The 25,307-nt window shown below is 32.2% G+C and carries 24 protein-coding genes; 8 read left to right on the forward strand and 16 right to left on the reverse strand.

Annotation, left to right across the window (positions count from 1 at the left end):
• Window positions 1-508: 508 nt before the first annotated feature.
• The 7 genes from nadE to pip all read right to left on the reverse strand — a co-directional run bounded on the left by nadE (window position 509) and on the right by pip (window position 8,718).
• A complete protein-coding gene (gene nadE / locus RWQ74_RS01610; RefSeq protein WP_314396168.1) occupies window positions 509-1,330 on the reverse strand; it encodes an ammonia-dependent NAD(+) synthetase in 822 nt (273 codons plus the stop codon).
• 12 nt (window positions 1,331-1,342) lie between these two features.
• The gene (locus RWQ74_RS01615; protein ID WP_314396170.1) at window positions 1,343-2,785 is read right to left on the reverse strand and encodes a nicotinate phosphoribosyltransferase; all 1,443 of its coding nucleotides are present in this window, start codon (window positions 2,783-2,785) and stop codon (window positions 1,343-1,345) included.
• A 243-nt stretch (window positions 2,786-3,028) separates the two neighbouring features.
• Window positions 3,029-3,661 carry a septum formation initiator family protein gene (locus RWQ74_RS01620; RefSeq protein ID WP_314396172.1) on the reverse strand — a complete coding sequence of 211 codons (633 nt, stop codon included), beginning with the start codon at window positions 3,659-3,661 and terminating at the stop codon, window positions 3,029-3,031.
• Window positions 3,645-3,923, reverse strand: a complete 279-nt coding sequence (locus RWQ74_RS01625) for an RNA-binding S4 domain-containing protein (RefSeq protein ID WP_314159828.1) — start codon at window positions 3,921-3,923, stop codon at window positions 3,645-3,647. The genes RWQ74_RS01620 and RWQ74_RS01625 overlap by 17 nt, the downstream gene beginning before the upstream one ends.
• 157 nt (window positions 3,924-4,080) lie before the next feature.
• Complete coding sequence (locus RWQ74_RS01630) at window positions 4,081-5,310, reverse strand: aminopeptidase (RefSeq protein WP_314396175.1); 1,230 nt, start codon at window positions 5,308-5,310, stop codon at window positions 4,081-4,083.
• 257 nt (window positions 5,311-5,567) lie between these two features.
• Complete coding sequence (locus RWQ74_RS01635; protein WP_314396177.1) at window positions 5,568-7,361, reverse strand: aminopeptidase P family N-terminal domain-containing protein; 1,794 nt, start codon at window positions 7,359-7,361, stop codon at window positions 5,568-5,570.
• A gap of 394 nt (window positions 7,362-7,755) precedes the next feature.
• Entirely contained in the window at window positions 7,756-8,718 is a 963-nt protein-coding gene (gene pip, locus RWQ74_RS01640; protein ID WP_314396178.1) for a prolyl aminopeptidase, read from the reverse strand.
• Window positions 8,719-8,964: 246 nt separating this feature from the next.
• Between pip and RWQ74_RS01645 the strand changes: the two genes are divergently transcribed.
• Window positions 8,965-10,044, forward strand: coding sequence for a Xaa-Pro peptidase family protein (locus RWQ74_RS01645; RefSeq protein ID WP_314396180.1), 1,080 nt, complete (start codon window positions 8,965-8,967; stop codon window positions 10,042-10,044).
• A gap of 87 nt (window positions 10,045-10,131) precedes the next feature.
• On the opposite strand, the gene RWQ74_RS01650 is transcribed toward RWQ74_RS01645, so the two are convergent.
• The 5 genes from RWQ74_RS01650 to RWQ74_RS01670 form a co-directional block, all read right to left on the reverse strand.
• The gene (locus RWQ74_RS01650) at window positions 10,132-11,058 is read right to left on the reverse strand and encodes an alpha/beta fold hydrolase (protein WP_314396182.1); all 927 of its coding nucleotides are present in this window, start codon (window positions 11,056-11,058) and stop codon (window positions 10,132-10,134) included.
• Window positions 11,059-11,172: 114 nt separating this feature from the next.
• Complete coding sequence (locus tag RWQ74_RS01655; protein ID WP_314396183.1) at window positions 11,173-12,096, reverse strand: ABC transporter ATP-binding protein; 924 nt, start codon at window positions 12,094-12,096, stop codon at window positions 11,173-11,175.
• A gap of 3 nt (window positions 12,097-12,099) precedes the next feature.
• Window positions 12,100-13,698, reverse strand: a complete 1,599-nt coding sequence (locus tag RWQ74_RS01660; protein WP_314396184.1) for an ABC transporter permease subunit — start codon at window positions 13,696-13,698, stop codon at window positions 12,100-12,102.
• Between the two features lie 204 nt (window positions 13,699-13,902).
• A complete protein-coding gene (locus RWQ74_RS01665; protein ID WP_314396187.1) occupies window positions 13,903-14,943 on the reverse strand; it encodes an ABC transporter substrate-binding protein in 1,041 nt (346 codons plus the stop codon).
• Between the two features lie 190 nt (window positions 14,944-15,133).
• Window positions 15,134-16,279, reverse strand: coding sequence for an aminoacetone oxidase family FAD-binding enzyme (locus tag RWQ74_RS01670; protein WP_314396189.1), 1,146 nt, complete (start codon window positions 16,277-16,279; stop codon window positions 15,134-15,136).
• Window positions 16,280-16,675: 396 nt separating this feature from the next.
• Here RWQ74_RS01670 and RWQ74_RS01675 point away from each other — a divergent pair, with 396 nt between their 5' ends.
• Together RWQ74_RS01675 and RWQ74_RS01680 are read left to right on the forward strand one after the other, a co-directional pair.
• Window positions 16,676-17,875, forward strand: a complete 1,200-nt coding sequence (locus tag RWQ74_RS01675; RefSeq protein WP_314396191.1) for a hypothetical protein — start codon at window positions 16,676-16,678, stop codon at window positions 17,873-17,875.
• Between the two features lie 2 nt (window positions 17,876-17,877).
• Complete coding sequence (locus RWQ74_RS01680; protein WP_314159839.1) at window positions 17,878-18,165, forward strand: YutD-like domain-containing protein; 288 nt, start codon at window positions 17,878-17,880, stop codon at window positions 18,163-18,165.
• 92 nt (window positions 18,166-18,257) lie between these two features.
• Here RWQ74_RS01680 and RWQ74_RS01685 read toward each other — a convergent pair whose 3' ends face one another.
• Window positions 18,258-19,274, reverse strand: coding sequence for a lactonase family protein (locus RWQ74_RS01685; protein ID WP_314396194.1), 1,017 nt, complete (start codon window positions 19,272-19,274; stop codon window positions 18,258-18,260).
• 303 nt (window positions 19,275-19,577) lie between these two features.
• Here RWQ74_RS01685 and guaA point away from each other — a divergent pair, with 303 nt between their 5' ends.
• Window positions 19,578-21,122, forward strand: coding sequence for a glutamine-hydrolyzing GMP synthase (gene guaA / locus RWQ74_RS01690; protein WP_314396196.1), 1,545 nt, complete (start codon window positions 19,578-19,580; stop codon window positions 21,120-21,122).
• A gap of 262 nt (window positions 21,123-21,384) precedes the next feature.
• Here the strand turns inward: guaA and RWQ74_RS01695 are convergent, their stop codons facing one another.
• Window positions 21,385-21,489, reverse strand: a complete 105-nt coding sequence (locus tag RWQ74_RS01695; RefSeq protein WP_081450717.1) for a putative holin-like toxin — start codon at window positions 21,487-21,489, stop codon at window positions 21,385-21,387.
• Between the two features lie 156 nt (window positions 21,490-21,645).
• Between RWQ74_RS01695 and RWQ74_RS01700 the strand changes: the two genes are divergently transcribed.
• From RWQ74_RS01700 to RWQ74_RS01710, 3 genes are all read left to right on the forward strand, one after another.
• Window positions 21,646-22,482 (forward strand): LysM peptidoglycan-binding domain-containing protein, encoded by an 837-nt coding sequence (locus RWQ74_RS01700; RefSeq protein WP_314396198.1) that lies wholly within the window; start codon window positions 21,646-21,648, stop codon window positions 22,480-22,482.
• 4 nt (window positions 22,483-22,486) lie between these two features.
• Window positions 22,487-22,678 (forward strand): hypothetical protein, encoded by a 192-nt coding sequence (locus tag RWQ74_RS01705; protein ID WP_314396200.1) that lies wholly within the window; start codon window positions 22,487-22,489, stop codon window positions 22,676-22,678.
• Between the two features lie 129 nt (window positions 22,679-22,807).
• Window positions 22,808-23,215 carry a hypothetical protein gene (locus RWQ74_RS01710; RefSeq protein WP_314396202.1) on the forward strand — a complete coding sequence of 136 codons (408 nt, stop codon included), beginning with the start codon at window positions 22,808-22,810 and terminating at the stop codon, window positions 23,213-23,215.
• Window positions 23,216-23,383: 168 nt separating this feature from the next.
• Here the strand turns inward: RWQ74_RS01710 and RWQ74_RS01715 are convergent, their stop codons facing one another.
• Window positions 23,384-23,626, reverse strand: coding sequence for a hypothetical protein (locus tag RWQ74_RS01715; protein WP_314396203.1), 243 nt, complete (start codon window positions 23,624-23,626; stop codon window positions 23,384-23,386).
• 211 nt (window positions 23,627-23,837) lie between these two features.
• Here RWQ74_RS01715 and RWQ74_RS01720 point away from each other — a divergent pair, with 211 nt between their 5' ends.
• Window positions 23,838-24,065, forward strand: coding sequence for a hypothetical protein (locus RWQ74_RS01720; protein ID WP_314396205.1), 228 nt, complete (start codon window positions 23,838-23,840; stop codon window positions 24,063-24,065).
• A 63-nt stretch (window positions 24,066-24,128) separates the two neighbouring features.
• Here the strand turns inward: RWQ74_RS01720 and RWQ74_RS01725 are convergent, their stop codons facing one another.
• Complete coding sequence (locus RWQ74_RS01725; protein ID WP_314396208.1) at window positions 24,129-25,253, reverse strand: hypothetical protein; 1,125 nt, start codon at window positions 25,251-25,253, stop codon at window positions 24,129-24,131.
• Window positions 25,254-25,307: the final 54 nt, after the last annotated feature.

The following is a 25,307-nucleotide window of genomic DNA, read 5'->3' on the forward strand; positions in this document are numbered from 1 at the left end:
TTTAAATCGTTTACTTCGTTGAAATAATTGATTTTGTCTTTCTTCAAGACTTTTACAAGTTTATCATTTCTTTTATATTTTGTCAAGAAGTTTTCTATAATTTCTTAACATTCAATATTTTGAAATGTTTGATTGTTCGCCTTCTTCTTGAGAAGACTTTTACTATTTTATCATCTGTTTTAAAGCTTGTCAATAGTTTTTATATTTTTTCAAAAACTATTTTACATAGTTTATTTTGATGAAATTATCTTTACAAGACAGTAATCATTTTAGCATTTCTATTATCTTTTGTCAAGCTTTTTCTTAACATTAGTTATTTAGAAACTCTTTATTGTTCGTCTTCTCTATCAAAAGACTTTTATTATTCTATCATCACTTTCATATTATGTCAACAAAATTTTTAATTTATTTTCATTTTATTTTTCCACACCATCTAATACGCTAATTAAACCTTTATATAAGTAAGAAAGAGAGAATAGTTCCCTATCCTCTCCTTCTATTATTTCTACTATATATTGTAAAAATCAAACACAGTAACTGGTAAGTTTCTCTTATGTTCTGATCTTAAATAATGTCCTTCTATTATTTCTTTTACATTATTAGGAACTTCTTTTCCTTCTAAGTAATCATCTATATCATTATAAGTTACTCCAAGTGCAACTTCATCTTCTAAAGCAGGACGATCTTCTTCTAAATCTGCAGTTGGTTGTTTCAGATATAAGTGTTCTGGACAATCTAACATTTTTAATAATGCTTTCCCTTGTCTTTTATTTAATCTATATAGAGGTACTATATCTGCTCCACCGTCTCCATGTTTTGTAAAGAATCCAGTGATAGCTTCTGCTGCATGGTCAGTACCAACTACTATACCTTTATTCATAGTAGCAATAGAATACTGAGCTTTCATTCTTTCTCGTGCTTTCTCATTACCTTTCGCAAAATCAGTAATTTCCACACCTGCTACTTTTAAAGAATTTACACTAGCGTCTACTGCGTCTTTTATATTAACAGTAAATACTTTGTCCGGATTAATAAATTTTAATGCGTCGTTACAGTCATCTTCATCAAATTGTTGTCCATACGGTAGTCTAACGGCGATAAAATTATACTCTTCACCTGTCTCTTCCCTTAATTCAGTAATCGCCATTTGACATAGTTTACCGCAAAGCGTAGAATCTTGCCCACCTGATATACCTAATACTAAACTCTTTATGAAGTTGTTTTTCTTTATATAATCTTTTAGAAAATTGATTGTTAATCTTACTTCCTCTTCTACATTAATTTCAGGTTTACATCTTAATTTTTTTATTACTTCCTGTTGTAATGTCATATTATCACCTAATTATCTTGATTTTTTTGTTACTCTTTCCAATATTTCTTTTCTATTTTCCCAACACTTAGTACTTAAGTCTACTGGATAGAATTCTGGATTTAGTAAACGAAGATACTCACTCCATAATAATTCTTTATTTTGTTGGAAGTACTTAGCACTTTCTTGTACTGTTGGAACTTCATATACTTGCTTACCATTAACAAAAATATCTTCATGGATATCTATTGCTTTAAAGTTCTCCACTTCCTTAGCTAAATATGTATGAGTCGGATGGAAAAGTTTTATACTCTGTTCTGCATTCACATTTTCATTCTCCAATGCAATGTAATCCCCTGCTGCCATACCTGTGTCTGTATTTATTATTCTATAAACTCTTTTTACACCTGGAACAGTTAATTTTGCAGGATTTTCCGAGACTTTTAGCCTGTCAATCATCTCACCTTTATCATTTTCTAAACATGCAAGTTTATAAACAGCACCTAATGCAGGATTATCAAAAGCAGTTATAAGCTTTGTACCTACACCCCACGCATCAATACATGCACCCTCTTGTTTTAAGTGAGTAATTGTATCTTCATCTAAATCATTTGAAGCTACTATTTTCGCATTAGGATAACCCGCTTCATCTAACATTTTTCTTGCTTCTTTTGATAGATATGCTATATCTCCTGAATCCAATCTAATACCATGGAAATTAATCTCATCTTTTAATTCATCCGCTACTTTAATAGCAGTAGGAATTCCAGAGCGCAATGTATCATAAGTATCAACTAAGAAATAACAATCTTTATGCGCAGCTGCATATTTCTTAAATGCAACTTCTTCATCTTCATAAGCCTGAACAAATGAGTGAGCATGCGTTCCGCTACATGGAATGTTAAACAATTTTGCAGCTTTTACGTTACTAGTAGCATCAAATCCACCGATAATAGAAGCTCGCGTTCCCCATATTGCCGCATCAAATTCATGAGCACGACGAGTACCAAATTCCATACAAACTTCATCTGGACATAAGTGCTTGATTCTAGCAGCCTTCGTAGCTATTAATATTTGATAGTTAACAATATTCAAAATAGCCGTTTCCATTATTTGCGCTTGAATAAGTGGAGCTTCAATTCTCAAGAGTGGCTCATTAGCAAAAATAATTTCTCCCTCTTTTACAGAACGAATATTACCTGTAAATTTCATAGCACTTAGATATTCTAAAAAGTCTTCTTCATATCCTAATTCACGTAAAAATTCTATATCAGAGTTTGAAAATTTAAATGAATTTACATAATCTATAATTTTGGCTAGTCCAGCGAATACTGCATATCCTCCACCAAAAGGAATTTTTCTAAAATACACATCAAAATATGACTTTCTTTCATGTATTCCGTCTTTAAAATATGCATATCCCATATTAATTTGATAAAGGTCGGTATGCAAAGCATCACCTAGATATTTATTCATAATCTCCTCCGATTTATGTATATAATTAAATTTATTACCTATTATATTAACATTTTAATACATTTTTAACAAATATTTAAACTTAAGTATTGTAAATTTAATACTAAAATCCCATTTCGCTATACATTATCTTTTCTTTTATATTAATCATTTCTTATATTAATAGTCAGAAGTATTTTTTTATATAATAACATTTCAGAAATCTGTATCATATAAAAGTCTGAAAAAAGAAGCAACAGAACGTTATCCTCTGTTACTTCTCTGATTATTAGTGTTTGAATTTTTATTATTAGTTGCTCTTTGAGGTTGATTTCCCTCTTCTTTATCATCTTCCTTTTCAGATGAATTATCTTCTGTTCTTCTATCACTAGTTTTCTTAGCATTTTGTTTATCAGTATTTTTCTCTGATTCTTTTGTAGAAGCTGATTTTTTATCATCTTTTTTTGCTAGTTCAGGGATTTTACTATCATCAATTCTACCATTATTATCTCCAGATTTTTCTAAATTTCCATCCATTATAGATTTTATCGTCGCTTGCAAGAAATTATCTTGTAATGGAATATTGAAAATCAACTCACCTTGATAGCTTAACCCATACTCCTGTCTTACCAAGTCCGTTATAAAGTATGGATCTTTTAGTTTATCTATAACTAACTCATTTACTTTATTTTCTTTATCAAGATTTTCAATCGTCTGATTTTGTTCAGCTAATTGAGCATTGATTTGTTTCTTATCTCGGATATATAAAAATGTTTGCAGTAAAGTTACAGCTAAAGCAAAGGTCATTATAGCTAATATAATAAACTTACGACGTTTTCTATACTTAGCTTTTGCTTTTAAGACGTCTTTTTTGAATTGACTATTCTGCTCTCTCATCTTCTACTTCTCTTGATTTTTCAGATAAGATTTTAAACATTTTGGTTGCATCTTCTTTCTTAGTACTGTCTTTTAATTCTAATACTTCATATACAACTTCTTTCTTAGCAAAGTAAATAGTAATCTTATCTCCTATTTTTAAAGTGCTAGATGGCTTTGCCTTTTTATCATTAATCGCTATATGCCCTTCTGATGATATTTCATTAGCAACTGTTCTTCTTTTTATAATTCTTGATACTTTTAAAAATTTATCCAAACGCATTTAATCACCCCTAAATATTAGTACAATCTATTATCACATATTTAGCCTCTTTTCGCAAATAAAATCCACGATAATCTATGAAATTTTGAAAACTTCTACCAAATAAAACAAAAGATATACAATCGAAATTTTTTTCAACCGTATATCTTATATATTACTAAGCCCAGTTTCCGTCTTTGAAAATCGCTACTTCTTTACCATCTGCTGTATACCCAGTGATATTTGTTGTTGCTTCTCCAATCATAAAATCAACGTGAACTAAACTATCATTAGCACCAACTTCCGCTAATTGTTCATCAGTCATTTCTGGTCCACCTTGAACACATGTTGGATATGCTTTACCAAGAGCAATGTGGCATGCTGCGTTCTCATCAAATAATGTTTCTAAGAATAGAATTTTTGTATTTGAGATTGGTGAATCATAAGGTACTAATGCCATTTCCCCTATTCTTCTTGAACCCTCATCAGTTTCTAATAAGTTTTTAAGAACATCATAACCACGATCAGCTCCGAAGTCTACGACTTTACCATCTTCAAATTTCAACCAGAAATTATCAATTAATACCCCACTATAGTTCAGAGGCTTAGCATTATAAACAATACCACTTGTCTCATCTTTATGAGGCATTGTAAATACCTCCTCTGTAGGGATGTTAGCTACGAAACGATCAGCTTTTTTAGCATAACTTCCTGCACTTTGCCAAATATGATTTTTAGGTAATCCTACATACAAATCAGTTCCTAAGTCATTTGTGATATGCAATTTAACTAATTCATTTTCGTGTAAGAATTTTGCTTTTTCATCTAAAACTTTAATGTGTTCTTCCCATTCAGCTACAGGATCATCTCCAGTTGAACGACAAGCACTTAAGATTTGATCCCAAAGTTTTAAGTAAGCCGCTTCATCGTTTAATTCAGGATATAATCTCTTCGCCCATCCAACAGTTGAAGCACTGACTACACACCATGGACATTCGTCACTCATAATTGATTTCATGTAGTTACGCATAGCTTTTGAACGACCTACCATAGACGCTTTTAATTTCGCACTATCTGCACCTGCTAATCCATCTGGATCATCTCCGATAATAGATAAGAATGCTGCACCTTCATCTAATTCGTCTTGATACTTATCAATGTACCATTGACCAATCGTACTTAGAGTTTCTTCAGTTTGATATTTTAAATGTAGTTTAGTTAATTCTTGATCACGCCACTCTACTGATACTCTTTTTGCTCCTAATTCATAGCAAGCTTCTACAACTTTCGCTACAAACTCACGTGTTTCAGTACTAGCACGAACTAATACAGGTTGACCTTCTTGAACATTTAATCCAACTTTCGCGATAAGTTGGGCATATTTTTTTAATTGTATATTTAAATCCATTTGATTTCCCTCAACTTCTTTTCTTTATTTACTAATTATTTCTTTAATTGCACATAATCTATTATATCACTTTTTCTTAGAGAATATTAGTAGGGAGTGACTCAAAGATCATGATTTCTTAAGAAACAAGATTTTGTTGAGTCACCCTGCACAGTGTATTGATATCTAAAGCAAATTTAGATATCAATACACTGCGTCCATGAGTTCTCATATAAACTTTATTAAATTTTAGGACTTTTAGATTAGCCTCATGAAAATTAAACTTCTCTAGTTGCTTGTTTTAACCATTCTAACTCATCACCTTCAAAGTGTGGAGCTAATACTTCGAATACTTTCGCATGATATTTATTCAATTCATATTTATCTTCAATTGTAAGCATATCTAGATTAATAGCATCTAAATCCCATGGTACAAATGTCATTACTTCAAATTCCATAAATTGACCATATTCATTTTTTACTGTTTTTCTAACAATAAGTTCATTCTCCAAACGAATACCATGAGAACCCGAGATATATAATCCCGGTTCATTAGTAACTACCATTCCGTGTTTAAATGGTTCAGCTGCACGATAGATTCCCCAGTGAATACCATGAGGTCCTTCATGAATATTACCTAAGTAACCTACACCATGACCTGTTCCATGGTTGAAGTTCTCATAATCTTGCCATAATGGAGCACGAGCGAATAAGTCCACATTAGCTCCAGAAACACCTTCCATGAATTTTAATCTTGATAAACGAAGGTGACATTGAAGTACTCGTGTATAATCGTATTTTAATTTATCACTAACTTCTCCCATTGCTGTAGTACGCGTAATATCAGTTGAACCTTCTTCAAAGTGTGCACCAGTATCTGTTAAGAAGAAAGTACCCGTACGTAACGGAATAGAAGTTTCTTTAGAAGATGAATAGTGCACAATAGCTCCATTTTCACCATGACCGCAAATCGGAGAAAAACTTGGACAGATAAAGCCACCTTGCTCTTTTCTAAATTCTACAAGTTTCGCAGATGCCGAAAGTTCATCTTCTTGTTCACTCGTACCTTGTTTTACCAGTTGTTTTAACCAATAAATAAACTTCGTATGAGCAATACCATCTTTCACATGAGCTTTAATAGTATGCTGTAATTCAACCTCATTTTTTATAGCTTTCATTAAAATTGTCGGGTTACGTCTCTCCACTAGTGTTATCTCTTTTGGAATATTGTTAAACACTGCATAGTTTAAGCACTCTGGATCGACTAATACTACATCGTTACCTGAAAATTGTTTCACTTCTTCATAAATATCATTATATGGCTTAATGTGTACATTATGGTCTGCCAAGTGTTTTTTGATTTCATCAGATAGTTTTCTCTCATCTACATATAAGTCAACACTATCTTCATAAACAACTGCATAACTTAATAATACCGGTACATAATCAACATCCATACCACGAATATTTAATAACCATCCAATATCATCAAGCGTAGTTATAACATGGATATTTGCTCCTACTTCATGCATTTCTTTACGAACTCTCTCAAGCTTACTAGCTACAGATTCTCCAGCTCTTTCTAAACTCATATAAAATGCTGGTTCTTCTGATAGCGCCGGACGATTTTCCCAAACCTCATCAACTAAATCAACATCATATTTTACCGTAGCATTTTTACGTTTTAGTTTAGTAGCTAAGTCTTTCCCTTCACCAAAAGTCACAACACGACCATCAAATCCTAATACCCCATTCTCAGGTGTATTTTCGACAACAAACTCCTCAATAGTCGGAACTCCAGGTTCACGCATTTTTTGCAACTCTATACCAGTTCCTTCTAATTGTTTTTCTCCTTGTAAGAAATATCTCCCATCTGTCCATAAACCTGCAAAATCCTTAGTAACAATTAATGTCCCTGCAGAACCAGTAAATCCACTCATAAATGCACGAGCTTTAAAATGTTCTCCTACATATTCACTATTGTGAAAATCTGCTGTTGGAACCATATAGATATCAATTCCATTTCTTTCCATTAATGCTCTTAACTTAGAAACTCTTTCTTTTATCTCCATTATCCTAACTCCTTCGTTATTTCATATATAACTTCTTTATGAATTTTCTAACTAATCGTGAAAAACCTCATCGATAAATAATCCTCACAATTATCATACTTATCATTCTATCACATTATAATATACATTTCACTAGGGAGTGACTCAAAAATCATGATTTCGGAGAAATCGATTTTGTCGAGTCACCCCCGCACAGTTTATTAGATATCTAAAAAGCTTTTCTAAAGCGATTTTAGATATCAATAAACCACTGCGTCTATGAGTTCTCATATGCACTTTATTAAAATTTAGGTCTTTTTTTGCCCCCTAGATTTTTAAAATTAGTTAATTTTTCAATAAAATAATGTAGACTATAGAATCAACATCTATAGTCTACATTATTTTATTATTATTATTATTTTAATAAATCTTTGAAATAATCAGTTGCTTTTACCAATGAATCCACTATCGCTGGTTCCCCTCCTGAGTGGCCAGCCACAACAATATCCAATTTACAATTATTTAACTTTTTACTTAATTCGTAAGCACCTACAACGCGACAGTCAACATCATAGCGCCCATGAGTTATTGTTGTAGGAATATCTTTTATAACATCGATATTATTTAATATCCAATCATCGTCATTCCAGAACATATTATTCATCCAAAAGTGGCATTCAATAGTCGCCATTGAAACGGCATAGTGGATATCACCAAAACTTTGTTCCAAGTTAGGGTCTGGATGAAGTGTAACAAGACTTCCTTCCCACATGCTCCACTCTCTTGCCGCGATTTCTCTCGTTTCCCTATCTTCACTTGTTAGACGGTTATAATACGCACGGACCATATCACGACGTTCATCTCTAGGGATTATACTTTCATATCTCTCGAATGCTTCCGGTTGTATATTACTCGCACCACCTTTTTCATAAATCCATAATATATCCTCTCTACGCCCTAAGAAAATACCACGTAGTACTAAACCTAACACACGCTCTGGATGTTTAATAGCATAACAAAGAGCTAAGGTAGAACCCCAACTTCCACCAAATACTAGCCATTTATCAACGTTTAAATCCTCCCTTATTTTCTCCATGTCATCAATAATATGCCAAGTATCATTATTCTCTAAGCATGCATGAGGCGTAGACTTTCCGCTTCCTCTTTGATCAAATAATATAATTCGATAAAATTCCGGATCAAAATATTGTCTACCACTTGCTGATGTTCCACAGCCTGGTCCACCATGTAAAAAAACTACCGGAACACCTTGAGGATTCCCACTCTCCTCATAATAAATAGTATGAGTCTCATCAACCTTTAACATTTTAGAGAAATTTTCTTTAATCTCAGGATATAAACTCCTTAATTCCCCCATAATAATACCTCCTGTTGTGTATTTGTTTACATTTTTTTGTATCGCATAACAGTGTTATTTTTCACTTCTTAAAATAACTTAATTCACGATATTTATAATCCTCTTCTATTATATCTCAATATTTTTTAATATTCAATTACTTTCTTAAAATCTATAATAATCATCTATATAACAATTTTGCAATCGATTAATATTAGTGATATAATTATATTAAAGATTATAATATAGTTAAAGGAGTCGAGAAAAGTGAAACTTTCAAGAACTAACAAGATTTTAGAAAAAATGAAACAACAAGGAATCAACCAAGCTTTAATTAGCAATCCTTATTCAATTTTCTATCTAACGGAATACTTAGAGCATCCAGGTGAAAGATTTTTTGCAGTGCTACTTGATGAAAATGGTGATCACAAACTATTCATCAATGCTCTTTTCCCACTTGAAAAAGATTTAGGATTAGAAAAAGTAGTTTATTCTGATACTGATAATCCTATTGAACTGCTAGCAAAAACCATACCAAATGGTTCTGTTATAGGTATAGATAAAGTCCTTCCTGCTCGATTCCTATTACCTCTTATGAATCATCTACCAGAAAACAAATTTGTAGATGTATCTCAAATCGTCGATCGTGTTCGCATGATTAAAGATGATGAAGAAAAAGAACTTATGCGCCGTGCTTCTATTCTAAACGACGCGGCCTGCCAAAGAGTTATAAATAGTATTTCTGAAGAAAAATCAGAAAAAGATGTAGCTAAAGATTTACTTGCTATTCATGAAGAATTAAAAGTCGACGGATTATCATTCGATCCTATTATCGCTTATGGAGCTAACGGAGCTAATCCTCACGGTACTGTAGGAGATAGATATGTAAAGCCAGGAGACGCTATAATTATCGATATGGGTGGAATTAAAGACAATTATTGTTCAGATATGACACGTACTGTATTTTGGAAACAACCAAGCGAAAAAGCACGTGAAGTATTTGAAATAGTATTAGAAGCTCAAAAACGAGGAGTTGCTGCTGTTAAACCAGGTCTTAGATTCTGCGATATAGACGCGGCTTGTCGTGATTACATTACAGAAAAAGGATATGGAGAATTCTTTACACATCGTACAGGCCATCACATCGGATTAGAATGTCATGAATATGGAGATATCTCTAGCATCAATGAAACTAAATGTGAGCCGGGTATGATTTTCTCTATCGAACCAGGTATTTATCTTCCAGGAGAATTCGGTGTTCGTATCGAAGACCTAGTTCTTGTTACGGAAGATGGTTGTGAAGTTTTAAACAAACTTAACAAAGAATTAGTTATTATCGGTGAATAACTAATTATATTAAATTAATATGTTCATATTTACTCTTTCTTTATAAAAACAGACGATTGAAATTATGGTCAATCGTCTGTTTTGTTTTTATTCAAAATGTTTCTTTAGAAACTCTCCTACAATATTCCAATATTGTTCTCTGAATTTTCTTTCAGCCTGAACATGTTTCATTCCTGGAAAACTATGAAATTCTTTATCTGAAGTTATTAGATCATAAGCAGCTTTCCCATGTTCTAACGGAACAAAACCATCTTCTTCACCATGTAGTACTAAGGCTGGAAGTTTAGTTTCTTTCAAAGCTTTTGTTGCATCTACATCACCAAAGAAATATCCAGCTCTTATCTTCGTCACCGTATTTGCCGCCGGAATTACAGGGAAACTCGGTAAATTAAATAATTTTTTCAACTGATATGTGAATTCTACTTTTAAATTCACATAACCACTATCTTCAATAAAAGTTTTTACGTTAGATGGTAAATCCTTACCTACTGCGTTCATTACTGTAGCTGCCCCCATGCTGATTCCGAATAATGCAGTATCAGCATTATTATTTTCTGATGATATTTTCTTTACCCAATTAACTAAATCATCAGAGTCGTAACCACCCATAGAAATAAACTCACCTTCACTATTACCGTGAGCTATTAAATCTGGTGCGAAAACACTATAACCCATATCATAGAATTTCTTGATATAATTAACCATTTTCTTAGCATCACTAGTGTATCCGTGTACTACAAATATCCATTTTTTAGCATCCGGATTAACGAATTTATATCCTACAAGTTTATTTTTAGTAACAGACTCCATCTCAACAGTTTGCTTCATTTCATCAAACCACTTGTTTAAAGCTGTTTTATCTTCTTTACTTCCATCACTATCTTGATTAACAATCGCACTCTTATCTACCTTCGGATTCAATCCAAAGTTATAAAAATAATTTCCAACAAAACCAAACGCAACAACTACTAAAATCAGCAGTGTCGCTAATATTTTTTTAAAATGTTTTTTCACTTTTCTTTACCTTTCATCTTTAAATTCAATAAAACTATTATACTATCACTTTTAATAAAAGTAAACAAAAAATAACACTAATAGAGACTTAAGATATCTCTATTAGTGTTATTTTTAATTATTAATTTGTACCAAAACCTTGTCTCCAATATTAAATCTTTCTGCTGTTGACATCGTTAAGACTTTTAAAGTATTCCCATCTGGAGTCTCAACTAAATATTCAACTGTAGCTCCTAGATAAGTTACATCAACAACTTTACTCTCTCCCGAGTTATCTAATTTTATGGATATTTCTTCTGGTCTAATTACCAGGCTTTCATCGATAATATTATTTTCACCTATAAAACTCGAGATAAAGCTGTTCTTAGGCTCTTTATAGAGTTCTTCTGGAGTACCTACTTGCTCTATATGTCCTTCATTTATTACGATTACTCGATTAGCAAGCTTAAAGGCATCCTCTTGATCATGAGTAACTATAATCATTGTAACTCCAAATTGTTTTTGAATTCTTTTAATCTCTTTTCTCATTACATCCCTAAGATGCACATCTAGGTTCGATAAAGGTTCATCTAGTAACAACAATTTCGGATTCAGCACCATACTTCTTGCTATAGCAACGCGTTGCTGTTCTCCTCCAGACAACTCTTTAATCTTTTTCTTTTCATAGCCCGCTAACCCTACTTTTTCTAGCATATCTCGTGCTCTTTTTTTCCTCATATGCTTATCAATTTTCAATAGTTTCAGACCATAACTTACATTGTCTATGACATTTTTATGAGTAAATAAGCCATAAGATTGGAATACGGTAGCAATCTCTCTTTTTTCAGGTGGTATATTATTAATATTCTCATCGGATAACAATACATCACCTGAAAAATCTGATACGAAGCCTCCTATAATATTTAACAGCGTAGTTTTCCCACATCCAGAGGGCCCTAGTATACAAATCAACTCTCCCTCTTTTATATCAAAACTAATATTCTTTAGAATTTCTTTATCTTTATATTTTTTTGAGATATTTTTTAAACTTAAGTACATACTCTATCTCCTTCTATTTACTATCAGGTAATACGATATATTTATCACTAAGCATATCATAATTATGTAAAACGCAATAACCGAACCTATGTCGTATTTTCCACTTTCTATTACATCAAACATAACTATAGTCGCCACTTTTTGACTAGGATATATTAAGAAAATAATAGACCCAATTGTTGTCATCGTTGCCGTAAAACCATTAATAAAGCTTATATAAAAACCTTCATAACTCATAGGAAACACAACATCCTTAATCTCATTGAACCTACTTCCTCCTAAGTCCCTCACTGATTTCAACTGGTCTTCAGACACTTGACTTATAGAGCTATAACCTATTTTTGTGGCAAATGGCATCTGCTTAAACACCAAATTCAATATTACTATTAATGCTGTTCCTGTTAATTTCAAAGGATATGAGTTAAAAGCTAATACGTAACCTAGCCCAAAGAATGTACCAGGTAGTATATAAGGTAAAGTCGCTACGAAATCAATCATTTTTAAGACTTTGACATTTCTTATGTAAATGTAATATTGAAGAACATGACCTACTACCGAAGAAATCAATCCAGCAATAAGTGAATAAATCACACTTCTTACAAAAACATCAGTTATATAATCATTAGCATCTATAAAATTCTGCAATGTAAATATTAATTTCCCATATTCCATAGTTGAAAATGCCGAAATAACTATCGCGCTATATAAACTAGCTAACATCAACACAATAATTACAGTAACTATTAAAGAAATATAGTAAATAATACCCGATTTCTTAATATTAGCCTCTAATACACCAACATTTTTACTACCTAGTGTAGTATTTCTAAAACTCTTAAAGAATATCAAAAATATAAGAAGTGAGGGGATTAGAATAATTAAATTCATTACTACAGCTTTACTAATATTTCCTTCAGCAATAAATGATAAATAACCTTCAGTGGCAAGAACATTATACTTACCTCCTATTATAGCCGGTGTTGCAAAATCAGCCATACTCCTTAAGAATGTCAGCAGAATAACTACTTTAATAACAGGTCTCATTAGCGGAAGAAGAATATCGAGTATTATTCTATTCGTATTTGCACCTAAAGACCTAGCTGAGTTAATCACACCTTTATCAATCCCTTTTAAAAATCCAACTAAAAGTAAGACATTTATAGAAATATGCGTCACACTTTGCATACTGACAATTCCGAAGAAACCATAAGGATCATAATTTAATTTCAGCAGATTGTAACTTATTAAGCCGCGTCTTCCAAATAAATTAATATACGATAATGAAGTTACAAAAGGTGGTGAAATCATAGAAATCATAAATATAAACACTATTATATTTTTGAATTTCGATGTTCCGATAAAATAATAAAGTGAAACAGCAACCGATATAAAGACAGTAACTATAGTAGTTGCTGATGCTACTTTAACAGTATTTAATAGTAAATGAGAATAACTAGGAAGATTAGTTAGTAACTCAGAAAACAACTCACCTTTATACCCATAATTAAAAACAGCAACAAACGGATATAGTACAAAAAGTATAAAAGAAGTAATAATGAGTCCTATGACAATACTGTCAAATAAATTTATTTTTTTAAACATACTATCTCCTTTAATATTTTTAAAATGGGAGTGACTCAAAAATCGTGATTTCGTAGAAATCAATTTTGTCGAGTCACCCCCACACAGCTTATTAGTAAAAAGCTTTTTGAAGCGAATTTAGATATCAATAAACCCACTGCGTCTATGAGTTTTCATGTAAACTATTTTAAAATCTAGTGCTTTTTGGTCAGTCTCAATCCAATTTTATTTATCTCCCACTAATTCTTTCCATTTTTTAAGAATAGCGCTACGTTCATTACCAAATGAAGCTAAATCTTCTTTAAGAAGTCTATCTTTAGGTAATCCTAAATCTGCTCCTTTAGAACCATCGATTACCATTTGAGCTCCATCTTTACCATCAAGTTCAGCAATTAGTTGTTGGTTTTCAGGTTTTAAGATAAAGTCTTCAAATGCTTTAGCTATATCAGTAGCTTGAGAATTTTTAAACATTGCTACACCTTCAGGAATCCAAGGAATACCATCTTCAGGATAAACAACTGTTAAATTGTGTTTTTTAGCTGCATCAAATGCTGATTTATCAACAGGAATAATACCAATTCCGAATTCCCCTGCAGCTGTTTTTTCTTGTGGATCTTTACCACGTTTACTGTAGAAATCAACATTTTTATTGAATGCAGTCCAGTATTCCCAGCCTTTTTCGTTACCTTTTTGTCCTAAAATTCCTGCTACAGCACCGAAGTTAGTACCAGAAATTGCCGGGTTACTCATTATGATAGTACCTTTGTATTTTGGATCAGTTAAATCTGACCATTTTTTAGGAACTTCTAATCCTTTTTCTTTTAAGACTTTTTCATTAACTAAAAATCCAACTACAGTAATACCTTTTGATAGCCAGTAATTTTCACTATCTTTGAATCCTTCTTTGATTTTGTCAGAACCTTTAGCTTCATATTGCTCTAAAAGACCATCTTTTTTAGCAGCCATAAAAGCATCAATTCCTCCACCAAACCAAAGATCTGCCATCGGTTTACCTTCTGCTTTTGTTCTTGAGATTACCTCTCCACTTGACATAGATAAAAATTCAACTTTACTATTTGTTTCAGCTGCGAATTTATCAAAAAGTTTTTTGTATTTTTCAGAAGTTGCCACAACATTCATTGTTTTACCACCGAAATCAATTTTACTAGCTTCTTTTTTACTTTCAGTCGCTTGTTTTTGACCACAACCTAATAAAATTAGGGAAATTGATAAAATAATAGTTAATACTTTTAATATTCTTTTCATATTTATTGTATCCTTTCTTTAACTATAAGTTTATACAAAAATTATACTAAGAAATAAAGATACTTTCAACCTGTCCAGGCTCACTTGATTTTTATTATTTTAACATTTTTATATAAACATTCTAATTATCTTTTAAAGTGTTATATAACTATTTTTACAATATTTGTATAATTAGAATAATAAAAATTTTTTATTCTATTCCGTACTTCTCTTTAATTGCATCTGCCACAATCATCCCTGTGAACCAGGCAACCATAAGATTATAACCTCCAATTTCTCCATGTAAATCTAGAATTTCTCCTGCAAAATATAAATTCTCTATTTTTTTATGACTACATGTCTTCGGATTTACTACTTTAAGATCTACTCCACCTGCTGTAGTAAAGGCATATTCTAATGGCATCGTCATAACATCAACCAATTCATAGCGCTTGATTTTCGTTACAAATTTTCTTAACTCTTTTTTACTAACATTTTCTGGGAAATATTTTTCAATCATGAAGTTATAAAAACTCTTTGGCAATTTTCCTTGTAAGAATTTGTTATCTTCCCATAGCTTCGCAAAAAGTTCTTCCTCATTAAGGTCAGGATAAAAGTCTAGATAAAATTTATCTTCTAGATAACGAGCCACAAATTCTCCCATAGAAATTGATAAAGGTCCACTTAATCCTTTATGCGTGAATAGAAGGTCCCCGCTTCTTTCATTTTTCTTATGGAACATTCTTACATTTTGCAATGCAACTCCAGATAATTCTCTAAAGTCTTCAAAAACTAAGGCTACTTCACTAGGGTATATTTTAGTAATCTTCACACCATGTTTTTTCAGAATTCTATGTAATGAACCATCACTTCCACTCTGAGGGTATGTTTTCCCTCCAGCACAGACTACGATATTCTTTCCGTAATACGTATCAACATTTGTTTTTACACCAACTAGTTTATCATCTTCGAATACCAAGTCTTCCACTTTTTCTTTATAGTTAATCTTCGCGTGATCTATTTTAAACGCATTAACAACATCCCTAGACTTTTCACTAGCTGGATATAATCTTCTATTTTCTTGTTTTAATTTCAAATTATGTTTATCAAAGAACTTCTTAACATTGTATTTATGATATGCACTTCTTAAAAATCTACCATTATGCACTGCCGCGACAAAATCTTCAGCATTGTCGCTACTCATAACATTACAACGACCATTCCCTGTTAAAAGAAGTTTTATTCCTGCACGTCTATTTTGCTCAAGAACTAATACTTTCAAACCACTATCATTAAGTCTATCCGCTATCATAAGCCCTGCACTACCAAGACCTATCACAATCACATCGTATTTCATCTTAAACCTCAACTTTCTCTTAATTTAATCAAATATCATCTAAATTATAACATGTAATCAGATACTTTCAAATTTTTCTACGTCGAACTTAATCTCACACCTCATAATTTCAATGAAAATTCAGGGGAATTCCCAACTTAAATTCCAGTTTTTTATTTGAGCTGGAATTTACTTTAGGAAGTAACAGAAAAATTAGTTGCAACTTAAATCCCAATTTTTGCTTTGCGCTGGAGTTTACTTTGGGAAGCAACACAATTAAAAATTCTAAAATTTGCTTCCTTCTTATTGGAATTTTTCCTTATTTTGTAATATACTAAAAGGTATGTGTTTAAATGGAATTTTAATTTTATGTTAATATTCTAAATTAGACAATTTTAAAATAAAGGATTTTAAATAATGAGATTGAAAAAAATTAGCATTTTGATTTTACTTCTTGTATTTTTAGTTCCAAACTTCACAAAAGCTGATGATGTCTTTTTAGATAATAACGCAGTAACAAATTTAAGCGATGTTAATGCTCATCTTGTAGTTTCGGAATTAAACACGGGGAAAATCATTTCTAAACGTGGAGAAAATGAAAAAGTATCTGTAGGTAAATTACCAAACTATCTTGCACTTTACCTGCTTACTGATAATTTGAAAAATAAAAAAATAACTTTAGACGAAAAAATTAATATTACAACCAGCGATGACATTCTTTCTAAATACAAAATAGAATCATCAATTACAGTTAAAGATGCAATCTTCCTATTAGAAAATGAAAATTCTAATAGTCTTAATCAAGCTATATTCGCTCACTTTAACATAACTCTTGATAAAGCTAAGGACATATTAGCTTCTATGTCACTAAATGACACAAAATTAGAATCACTAGATAACAACGGAAATAATACTAGTACTGCGAAGAATATCTCTTACATTACTAGTTTAATTCTAAAAAATTATCCTGAGATTACAGAAATTACAAAAAATCCAGAACATACTTTAGCATCTGGAGAAAAAATTAACAATAGTATTGAGTTTAAAGAATCAGATAAGTTTAGAGTTTTAGGTTTAGATTACTCTGATAAAAATAGCGTAACTTACGCGTACAGTGGTAATACTAAATTAATTATCACCGTATTAAACCAAAGCGATGATAAAGCTACTTATTTTGATAAGCTTCAAAAAACTTACGATTACCTATTCTCAAACTACAACTACAAACTTGCCCTTAAAGCAGGAACATATACTATAAACAATGAACGTATTACTTTTAACGAAGATATTTACGACTTATTCTATGAGAAACATTCTATTAAGGATGTAACATATCTTCTTATGAATAAAAAAATACTTTTATTCCAAAAATACGGAACAATATCAGCAAACGAAGGGACAGTTTTCTCTGAATTCACTTCTAATGATAATATAGGAAATCTAGCAAAAATCAAATCAAACTTCATCAATGATTATAACTTTGATAAAAAAAATAATTATGAAAAAACTACTATCGTTATAGATCGTACGAAGTACTTCGCTACGGGTATACTTGCAATATATACACTTGTTTTTGCAGCGCTATACGTTATGAGACAAGTTGTTAGAAAGGATTAAATATGGAGCAAAACAATTTAGTTTTCGAAGTTGAAGGAACTATTTATGAGCTTATCTACAACTTTAAAGATGCATTCCAAAAAGAAACATTTGAAGAAAAACTAGTAGATGTGTTAAAAAATAAACCATATATCGTAGGAGATATTTCTCACGAAAAACTACGACTAACAGGATTTATTTTAACAAAAGATAGCAACAATCCGAAGAATATCAATAATCTTGAAGATTATATATTAGAATACATTAATTTCGGAGCACCTTTCTTCGTCGTTAAAAAACGAAATTCATAATAACAAAACCTAAGATGAGTCGATGCTATGCATCCTTTTACTGGCTTGCCCAGAATTTCGGTGCACATTGCATCCTCACCTTAGGTTTTCTTTTATATAAACTTAGCACAAACCGCCTCAGGTACAACTACCTCAGAAGCAACAACAGTTAGCTCTCCTGTTTTCTTGTCAACAGTGTACACAGTAATTGTTCCACTATTTTCATTTGTCGCAATTGCTAAAGTATTATCTTTTGATAGGTCAAAATCTCTTGGGCCTTGCCCTTCAGTACTAATAGTTTGAAGTTGTTTTAAGCCTGATTCTGTATTTTCAAAAACAACTATCGCATCTTGTCCTCTATTAGAAACATAGATAAATCTATTATCATTTGAAATTTTTATCGCACTTCCTTTATTTTCTAATGAAAAACCTTCAGGTAATGTAGAATAATATGTTGGATTTGTTAAGTTCCCCTCTCCATCATAATCAAAAGCAATTACCTCACTAGTAAGTTCTGTCATAACAAAAGCTTGTTTTTGATCACTACTAAATACTATGTGACGAACTCCACTTCCATCTTTAGCTTTAAAAGTAGCTACTTTTTCTAAAACTCCTTCATTAAGCTTATACGATGTAATTTCATCAGTCCCTAAATCACATGAGAAGACATATTTTTCACTTGGGGTAAATCCTGAAAAATGCACATGAGGTTTCTCTTGTCTTTCGTGTACTCCACTTCCTTCGTGATGATCTGTTGACAAGAGTTTTACAAGCTCACCATTTTCAACAGCATAACTATCAATCGTACCTAAATGATAGTTCGCTGATAGTAAAGTATTTTTATCCGAATTTAACTCTACGTAACAAGGAGGATTCCCTTCTTGAGCAACTGATGTTAATTCTTTCAAAGTTCCATTTTCTTCAACTTCAAAGCTTGTAACAGCACCTTTTCCATCTACTCTTGATACACTATATAAATATTTATTATCATTAGACAATGCTAAATACGTTGGATTGTCAACTTTTGCTACATTTCTAACTTCTAGTACTTTCCCTTCTTCAGATAACTCAACTAAGTATATTCCTTCGCTAGTTACTTTGGTATATGTTCCAATATATGCTCCTACCATTATTTTTCCTCCTACTTTCTATAAACTTATTATAACATTTTCAAAAAAAATTTAATAAAATTTTCTCTCACCTATAATTCGTATAAATCAAAATTTTCATTTTTTTTGAAAAACTAAAATCTTATTTCGCGAATTTTTTATCCTTTTTGTAAACTTAAAGTTCGTTTTTAACTATTTTTTCGTTAAAATATCAATATTCTGTCAAAAAAATCCACGAAATTTCTAACATTTAAGATTTTACATATCTTCAACTTCTTGATATAATAATTTATATTAATAAAAGTATATTTTAGGAGGAAAAACGTGAAACACGAATTTATATTAGTTCTTGACTTCGGTAGTCAATATAACCAACTTATCACTCGTCGTGTACGTGAACTTGGTGTTTATTCTGAGCTACATGACAATGAAATTTCTATTGAAGAAATTAAAAAAATGAACCCTAAAGGGATTATCCTTTCAGGTGGACCTAACTCAGTATATGAAGAAAACTCTCTTACAATTGATGACGAGATTTTCAACCTAGGTATTCCTGTATTAGGAATTTGTTACGGAATGCAACTTATGCAACACAAACTAGGAGGAAAAGTAGAATCTGCTACAAGTAGAGAATACGGAGCTCACAATGTTGATGTAGTTTCAGGAGCTAAATTATTCGAGGGTACTCCTACAACTCAACAAGTATTAATGAGTCACTCTGATAAAGTTGTTGAACTTGCTGAAGGATTCAAAGTAGTAGCGACAAGCGATAACTGTCCAATCGCTGCTGCTGAAAACGTAGAAAAAGACTTTTACTGCTTCCAATTCCATCCAGAAGTACGTCACTCAGAATACGGTTATGACTTAATTAAAAACTTCATTCGTAATGTATGTAAATGTACTGAAAACTGGACTATCCAAAACTTCATCGATGAAAAAATTGAGGAAATCCGTGCAGAAGTTGGAGATCAAAAAGTTCTTTGTGCATTATCTGGTGGTGTAGACTCATCAGTTGTTGCAGCCCTATTAGATAAAGCAATCGGAGATCAACTAATCTGTATGTTTATCGATCACGGTTTACTTCGTAAAGGTGAAGCTGAAGCTGTAATGAACACATTCAGTAAAGAAATCGAAGGTGGATTCAACATGAATCTAATCAAAGTCGATGCCAAAGATAGATTCCTTGGAAAACTTAAAGGTGTAAGTGATCCAGAACAAAAACGTAAAATCATCGGTAATGAATTCGTTTATGTATTTGATGAAGAATGTGCTAAACTTCACGACGTACCATTCTTAGCTCAAGGTACTCTTTACACTGACGTTATCGAATCAGGAACTAAGAATGCACAAACAATCAAATCACACCACAACGTAGGTGGATTACCAGAAGACATGCGTTTTTCTCTAATCGAGCCACTTAATACTTTATTCAAAGATGAGGTTCGTGCATTAGGTGAAGCTCTTGGTCTTCCTCACGAAATCGTTTGGCGTCAACCATTCCCAGGACCAGGACTTGGTATTCGTGTTCTTGGAGAAGTAACAGAAGAAAAACTTCAAATCGTTCGTGACAGTGACTTCATCTTACGTGATGTTATCGCTAAACGTGGATTAGAAGGAGAAATCTGGCAATACTTCACATGTCTTCCAGATATTCGCTCAGTAGGAGTTATGGGAGATGTTCGTACATATGATTACACAGTTGCAGTTCGTGCCGTAACAAGTATCGACGGTATGACAGCAAGCTGGGCTCACATTCCATTTGAAGTACTTGAAGAAATCTCAGCTCGTATCGTAAACGAAGTTGCTCACGTTAACCGCGTAGTCTATGATATTACAAGTAAGCCTCCGGCAACAATTGAGTGGGAATAGATTACAAATATAATTTGAATGGAGAATCCTAATTTAACTGCGTTTTTAGTTGTTATAAATGTTGCAAATCTATTTAATTCAATTAGGTTCCCCACCAAAAACCCCACCAAAAATTATTGGTGGGGTCTTTTTATTAAAATCTTTGATTTCTTACCTTATCTATGCTAAAATATAAATATAAAAAAGAGAGAGCCGTTTTAAAGACGGTGGCTCTGGTTTAGTTATTATATAACCATCTTACCTTGCCAAAGTATAAAGATGGTTATTTTTTATTGTCTTTTTTTAATGCTACAATACATGCACTAACTACTGAAACAATCAATAGATTTATTCCAATAATCGTCTGTACAATTTCGTAAGCTGACAACTTGCTACTCCTTTCATCAAGATTTTAGTGTATGCGAGCATAGCACCATCCCCTTTCTTATTAAAGTAGCCACCATCTTTATCGGAAGTTTTACACTCCCTAACTTCTCTCTCCAGCTCTGATTATATCAAATTAAACTGAGATAATCAACAACTTATGAGGGATAACAATTTAACAAGTTCTCTTATTTTCCCAGGTGATAAACTTAGTTACGGAACAGTTGTTGCGAAGGCTGAGGAAGCCAAGTCAAATGGTTATTATACTGTAACATTAGGTGATACATTAGGTAAGATTTCTAGAAATCTTGGGGTATCAGTTAATGATTTAGTTCAGTACAATTCAATATCAAATCCTAACTTGATTTTCGTAGGGCAAGTTCTTAAGACGCAATCGGAACAAGTTAAGGTGGATAATAAAGTAGTAGAAACACCTGAGGTTAAACCGGTGTCTCTTGATGTGGTTAAAGAAGAAAGTAAACCTAAACCAACGGTTATGAATGCAACAGTTGCACCTAAACCTGTACCGGAAGTTGTGCAAAAAGAGGTTAAAAAAGAAGAGGTAAAACCTGTAGAGACTAAAAAGGTTGAAAAGGAAGTACCTAAAAAGAAAGTAGAAGAAGTTCAAGTTAAGAAAGATGAACCGAAATCGGTTGCACCTGTAGCTGGTGATAAAGCTAGTGCTATTTATAATGCAGCCTTAGCTCAAATTGGTAAAATCCAAGATTGCACAATGCTTGTAACAAATGCACTTAAATCTGTAGGTATTAACTTCCATGATTGGCCGGCTGGTTACATGAGTTTAGGTACTGTTGTTCCTGCTTCGGAGGCAGTACCTGGTGACTTAATTTATTATCCAGATGGTGGACTAGGTGTTGCTCATATTGGTGTATATGCTGGTAATGGACAAGCTGTTCACGGCGGATGGCAGGGTAACCAGACTGTTCTTAATACGGCTAATGTTGGGCATGGTGCAACGTACATCAGAGTAAGATAAAATGATGAGATTACCAACAAAAGAAACATTGGTTTACCTTGAGAAAGTAAATGATTGGATAGCATCGGAAGAAATAACAGATAATGGAGTTATTCTGGTGTTTAAACGAGATGTTCCAAGTGATGTAATTGAACTATTTGAGAAAATAAAGGATAAGATGGATTTCAAGGTAAAAGAATATAGAAAAGAAGACTAGCCTTTTGGTTAGTCTTTTTGTTTCAGTTGGTTTTGACAAATACGCTTTAAAATTGGAAAATTAAAGCGTAAATGTTGGGGTATTTTATGGTATAATTAAGCAAGAATAACGCAGGGTAGAGGTGATACAGTGAATGGTAATTTATGTTTTAGAATTGAGGGTATTGAACTATATTTAGAACAAGTATTAGTTGATTATATGGATATTCCTATATTTTTCTTATGCAAGGGTGAAAGTAATCATTATCTTGTTTTGTGTACAAATATAGATGAACTGAATTATATTATTGTAAGGTTATCTATGAATGACTTATATGAATTGTTACATGGTGAGGGGTCTATGCGAAATGCTATTTTGAAACAAAATGAATATTGGAATGTAATTTCTGGTGAGGAAATTTCATTAGATAAGGTTGGGAAATTAAGTATTTCCGAACTAGATGTAAGACTATTACCGAAAGAAGATGTTTATTTTGAAATTGTGAGTATGAAACTTGAAAATTATGTTAAAAAGTTTGATACGGAATATTTTGTGTGATATAATATGGGTAGTCGAAAACCTTGTTCGTCAAGGATAAGATATTTTATTAAAAGCCTTATAAGTTAAGGATACGCACAGGATGTGCCTTTGGTGCATCTTAATAAAAAAATAAGACTAACCTTTTTGGTTAGTCTTTTGTTTTGCTTTATGATCTGTGATAACTTTTTAATACCACACTAAACTTTCTTCATCAGGCATTTTCCCAGAATCGAACAGTCTTTTAACATACGCTTTGGCTTTGTTTGCATAAATAGGGTATCCTAGTTCTTGATCCAGAGTAGATTCAACAATTACATTGACATCTCCTGTTTTCTCGTTTATTTCTATCATTCCAGGTGTGTTATTGTTTTCTGGATAATACCAATACCCCTTACTTTTTGAATTAGAAATTTTAACAAATTTTATCATGATTTGATACCTCCTTTTATTTTCATTATACATCTTTTTACATTTATCTTCAATCATTTTCCTTGGTAAGACTTTCAGTTACCTTTTTGTTTCTAGTAGGTTGACAAATACGTTTTAAATTTTAGAAATTAAAGCATAAATGTTGGATATTTTGTGATATAATGAAAATAGAGAAGGTTTATCAATCAAAAACAGGAGAGGAGTTACAAAAATGGCAGTAGTATCATTGGAAAATAATATTAAAATATATAGTTCAGAATTATCTCATGCACTATTAAAAGTCTCTAATTATAAATTGGATGAGCGTATTGCTCAGACTGTTGCGGAAATTTATGCTCGTAATCTAGATTATTCTGATCCGGAATTGATGCATGTTGGGGTAACTTCGGTTGCTAAAAATCTGATTACAAAAATTAAACAAGAGTATTTTAATGCTTAGTAATAAAGAATTATATTAAAAAAAGAAAACCACCTCTGAAAAGAGGTGGTTATTATTTATGTCTTAAGGGCGCTCTGTACGAACTTCTCCAGTTTTTGTATTCACCCATACAGTGTAAGTTTCTTGTTTTTGCACTTTACGAACTTTAGTTACGGGTACAGTTTTTGTACCAACTTTAACTTTTTTAGTTTCACGAACTTTACGTTCAGTGTCTACTGATACTTTGATACCTTTTTCTGTAAAGATTTTAAGTTGTAAATCTCCTAGTACATTTCCTGGGAAATCATCGTACCAACCTAGTTCTTGGTAACGAACACCATTGTTAGATAGGTATAACCAATCGTCGAATAGTTGTTTAGTTTCGTAAACATCTTCAGTTGTATTTTCTGTATATTCTTCATCTACAGTCACTGTACGAGTACGAGTTTCTTCTTTCCAAGTTCCATTATCTCCTTTTGGAGTAGTTGGAGTAGTTGGTTCATCTTTTGGTTGTGTTCCTACTGGAGTAGTTGGTTTTTCAACTGGTTTAGCTGGGTCTGTTGGTTTTGTAGTATCTACAGGTTTAACAGGCTCAGATGGTTTAGTTACATCTACTGGTTTTGTTGGTTCAGTTGGTTTTACTGTGTCAACTGGTTTAGTAGGTGTAACAGGTTTAGTTGTATCAACGGGTTTTACAGGTTTAACGCTGTCAGTTGGTTTAGTAGGAACTGTAGGTGTTACAACAGGTGTAGTTGGTGCTACTTCCGCAGTTTCATATTCAAAGCTTACAGAACCTTTGATAGCGTGAGATTTCACAGTTTTAGCGAATTCCACACGGTCGCTAACAACAGCTGTGTTAGGTAATGTTTTTACTGTTTTAACAGCTGACTTCTGTGCTCCAAAGTTTACTTGAATGTCTTTTACTTGTCCTTTAGTTAAATTACCAAAGTTCACAGTTTTAGCTTGTGTTCCGTCAACTGTATATGTTGTTTTAACTTTTTGAACATCTTCATTAGCAGTAACACGGATTACAGCACCTTGTTTAGTTTCTAGTACAACAGCACTTACTTTACCAGTTTCTTGTTTTGGCTCAGTAGTTACTTTCACGTCGTTTTCAGCTTTAACATTTTGATTAACACTAGCTGTTGTTACTGTAGTTAATGCAGCCGCTGCTAGTAGGTAAGATAAGATTAATTTAGATTTTTTCATTTTATTGTTTCTCCTGTTTATGTGATTTATTTATTTGCTATAGTTTTATTATAC

The sequence above is a fragment of the uncultured Gemella sp. genome (genome assembly GCF_963525165.1).
Taxonomy (GTDB): domain Bacteria; phylum Bacillota; class Bacilli; order Staphylococcales; family Gemellaceae; genus Gemella.

Bases quoted from the DNA above. Each gene is read 5' to 3' on its own strand.
- RWQ74_RS01715 (WP_314396203.1), bottom strand. From the start codon at position 23,626: ATGATAAAATTTGTTAAAATTTCTAATTCAAAAAGTAAGGGGTATTGG.
- RWQ74_RS01675 (WP_314396191.1), top strand. From the start codon at position 16,676: ATGAGATTGAAAAAAATTAGCATTTTGATTTTACTTCTTGTATTTTTA.
- RWQ74_RS01705 (WP_314396200.1), top strand. From the start codon at position 22,487: ATGAGATTACCAACAAAAGAAACATTGGTTTACCTTGAGAAAGTAAAT.
- RWQ74_RS01655 (WP_314396183.1), bottom strand. From the start codon at position 12,096: ATGTACTTAAGTTTAAAAAATATCTCAAAAAAATATAAAGATAAAGAA.
- RWQ74_RS01670 (WP_314396189.1), bottom strand. From the start codon at position 16,279: ATGAAATACGATGTGATTGTGATAGGTCTTGGTAGTGCAGGGCTTATG.
- RWQ74_RS01660 (WP_314396184.1), bottom strand. From the start codon at position 13,698: ATGTTTAAAAAAATAAATTTATTTGACAGTATTGTCATAGGACTCATT.
- RWQ74_RS01700 (WP_314396198.1), top strand. From the start codon at position 21,646: ATGAGGGATAACAATTTAACAAGTTCTCTTATTTTCCCAGGTGATAAA.
- pip (WP_314396178.1), bottom strand. From the start codon at position 8,718: ATGGGGGAATTAAGGAGTTTATATCCTGAGATTAAAGAAAATTTCTCT.
- RWQ74_RS01620 (WP_314396172.1), bottom strand. From the start codon at position 3,661: ATGAGAGAGCAGAATAGTCAATTCAAAAAAGACGTCTTAAAAGCAAAA.
- RWQ74_RS01685 (WP_314396194.1), bottom strand. From the start codon at position 19,274: ATGGTAGGAGCATATATTGGAACATATACCAAAGTAACTAGCGAAGGA.
- RWQ74_RS01665 (WP_314396187.1), bottom strand. From the start codon at position 14,943: ATGAAAAGAATATTAAAAGTATTAACTATTATTTTATCAATTTCCCTA.
- RWQ74_RS01630 (WP_314396175.1), bottom strand. From the start codon at position 5,310: ATGGATTTAAATATACAATTAAAAAAATATGCCCAACTTATCGCGAAA.
- RWQ74_RS01725 (WP_314396208.1), bottom strand. From the start codon at position 25,253: ATGAAAAAATCTAAATTAATCTTATCTTACCTACTAGCAGCGGCTGCA.
- nadE (WP_314396168.1), bottom strand. From the start codon at position 1,330: ATGACATTACAACAGGAAGTAATAAAAAAATTAAGATGTAAACCTGAA.
- RWQ74_RS01635 (WP_314396177.1), bottom strand. From the start codon at position 7,361: ATGGAGATAAAAGAAAGAGTTTCTAAGTTAAGAGCATTAATGGAAAGA.
- RWQ74_RS01680 (WP_314159839.1), top strand. From the start codon at position 17,878: ATGGAGCAAAACAATTTAGTTTTCGAAGTTGAAGGAACTATTTATGAG.
- RWQ74_RS01615 (WP_314396170.1), bottom strand. From the start codon at position 2,785: ATGAATAAATATCTAGGTGATGCTTTGCATACCGACCTTTATCAAATT.
- RWQ74_RS01625 (WP_314159828.1), bottom strand. From the start codon at position 3,923: ATGCGTTTGGATAAATTTTTAAAAGTATCAAGAATTATAAAAAGAAGA.
- RWQ74_RS01720 (WP_314396205.1), top strand. From the start codon at position 23,838: ATGGCAGTAGTATCATTGGAAAATAATATTAAAATATATAGTTCAGAA.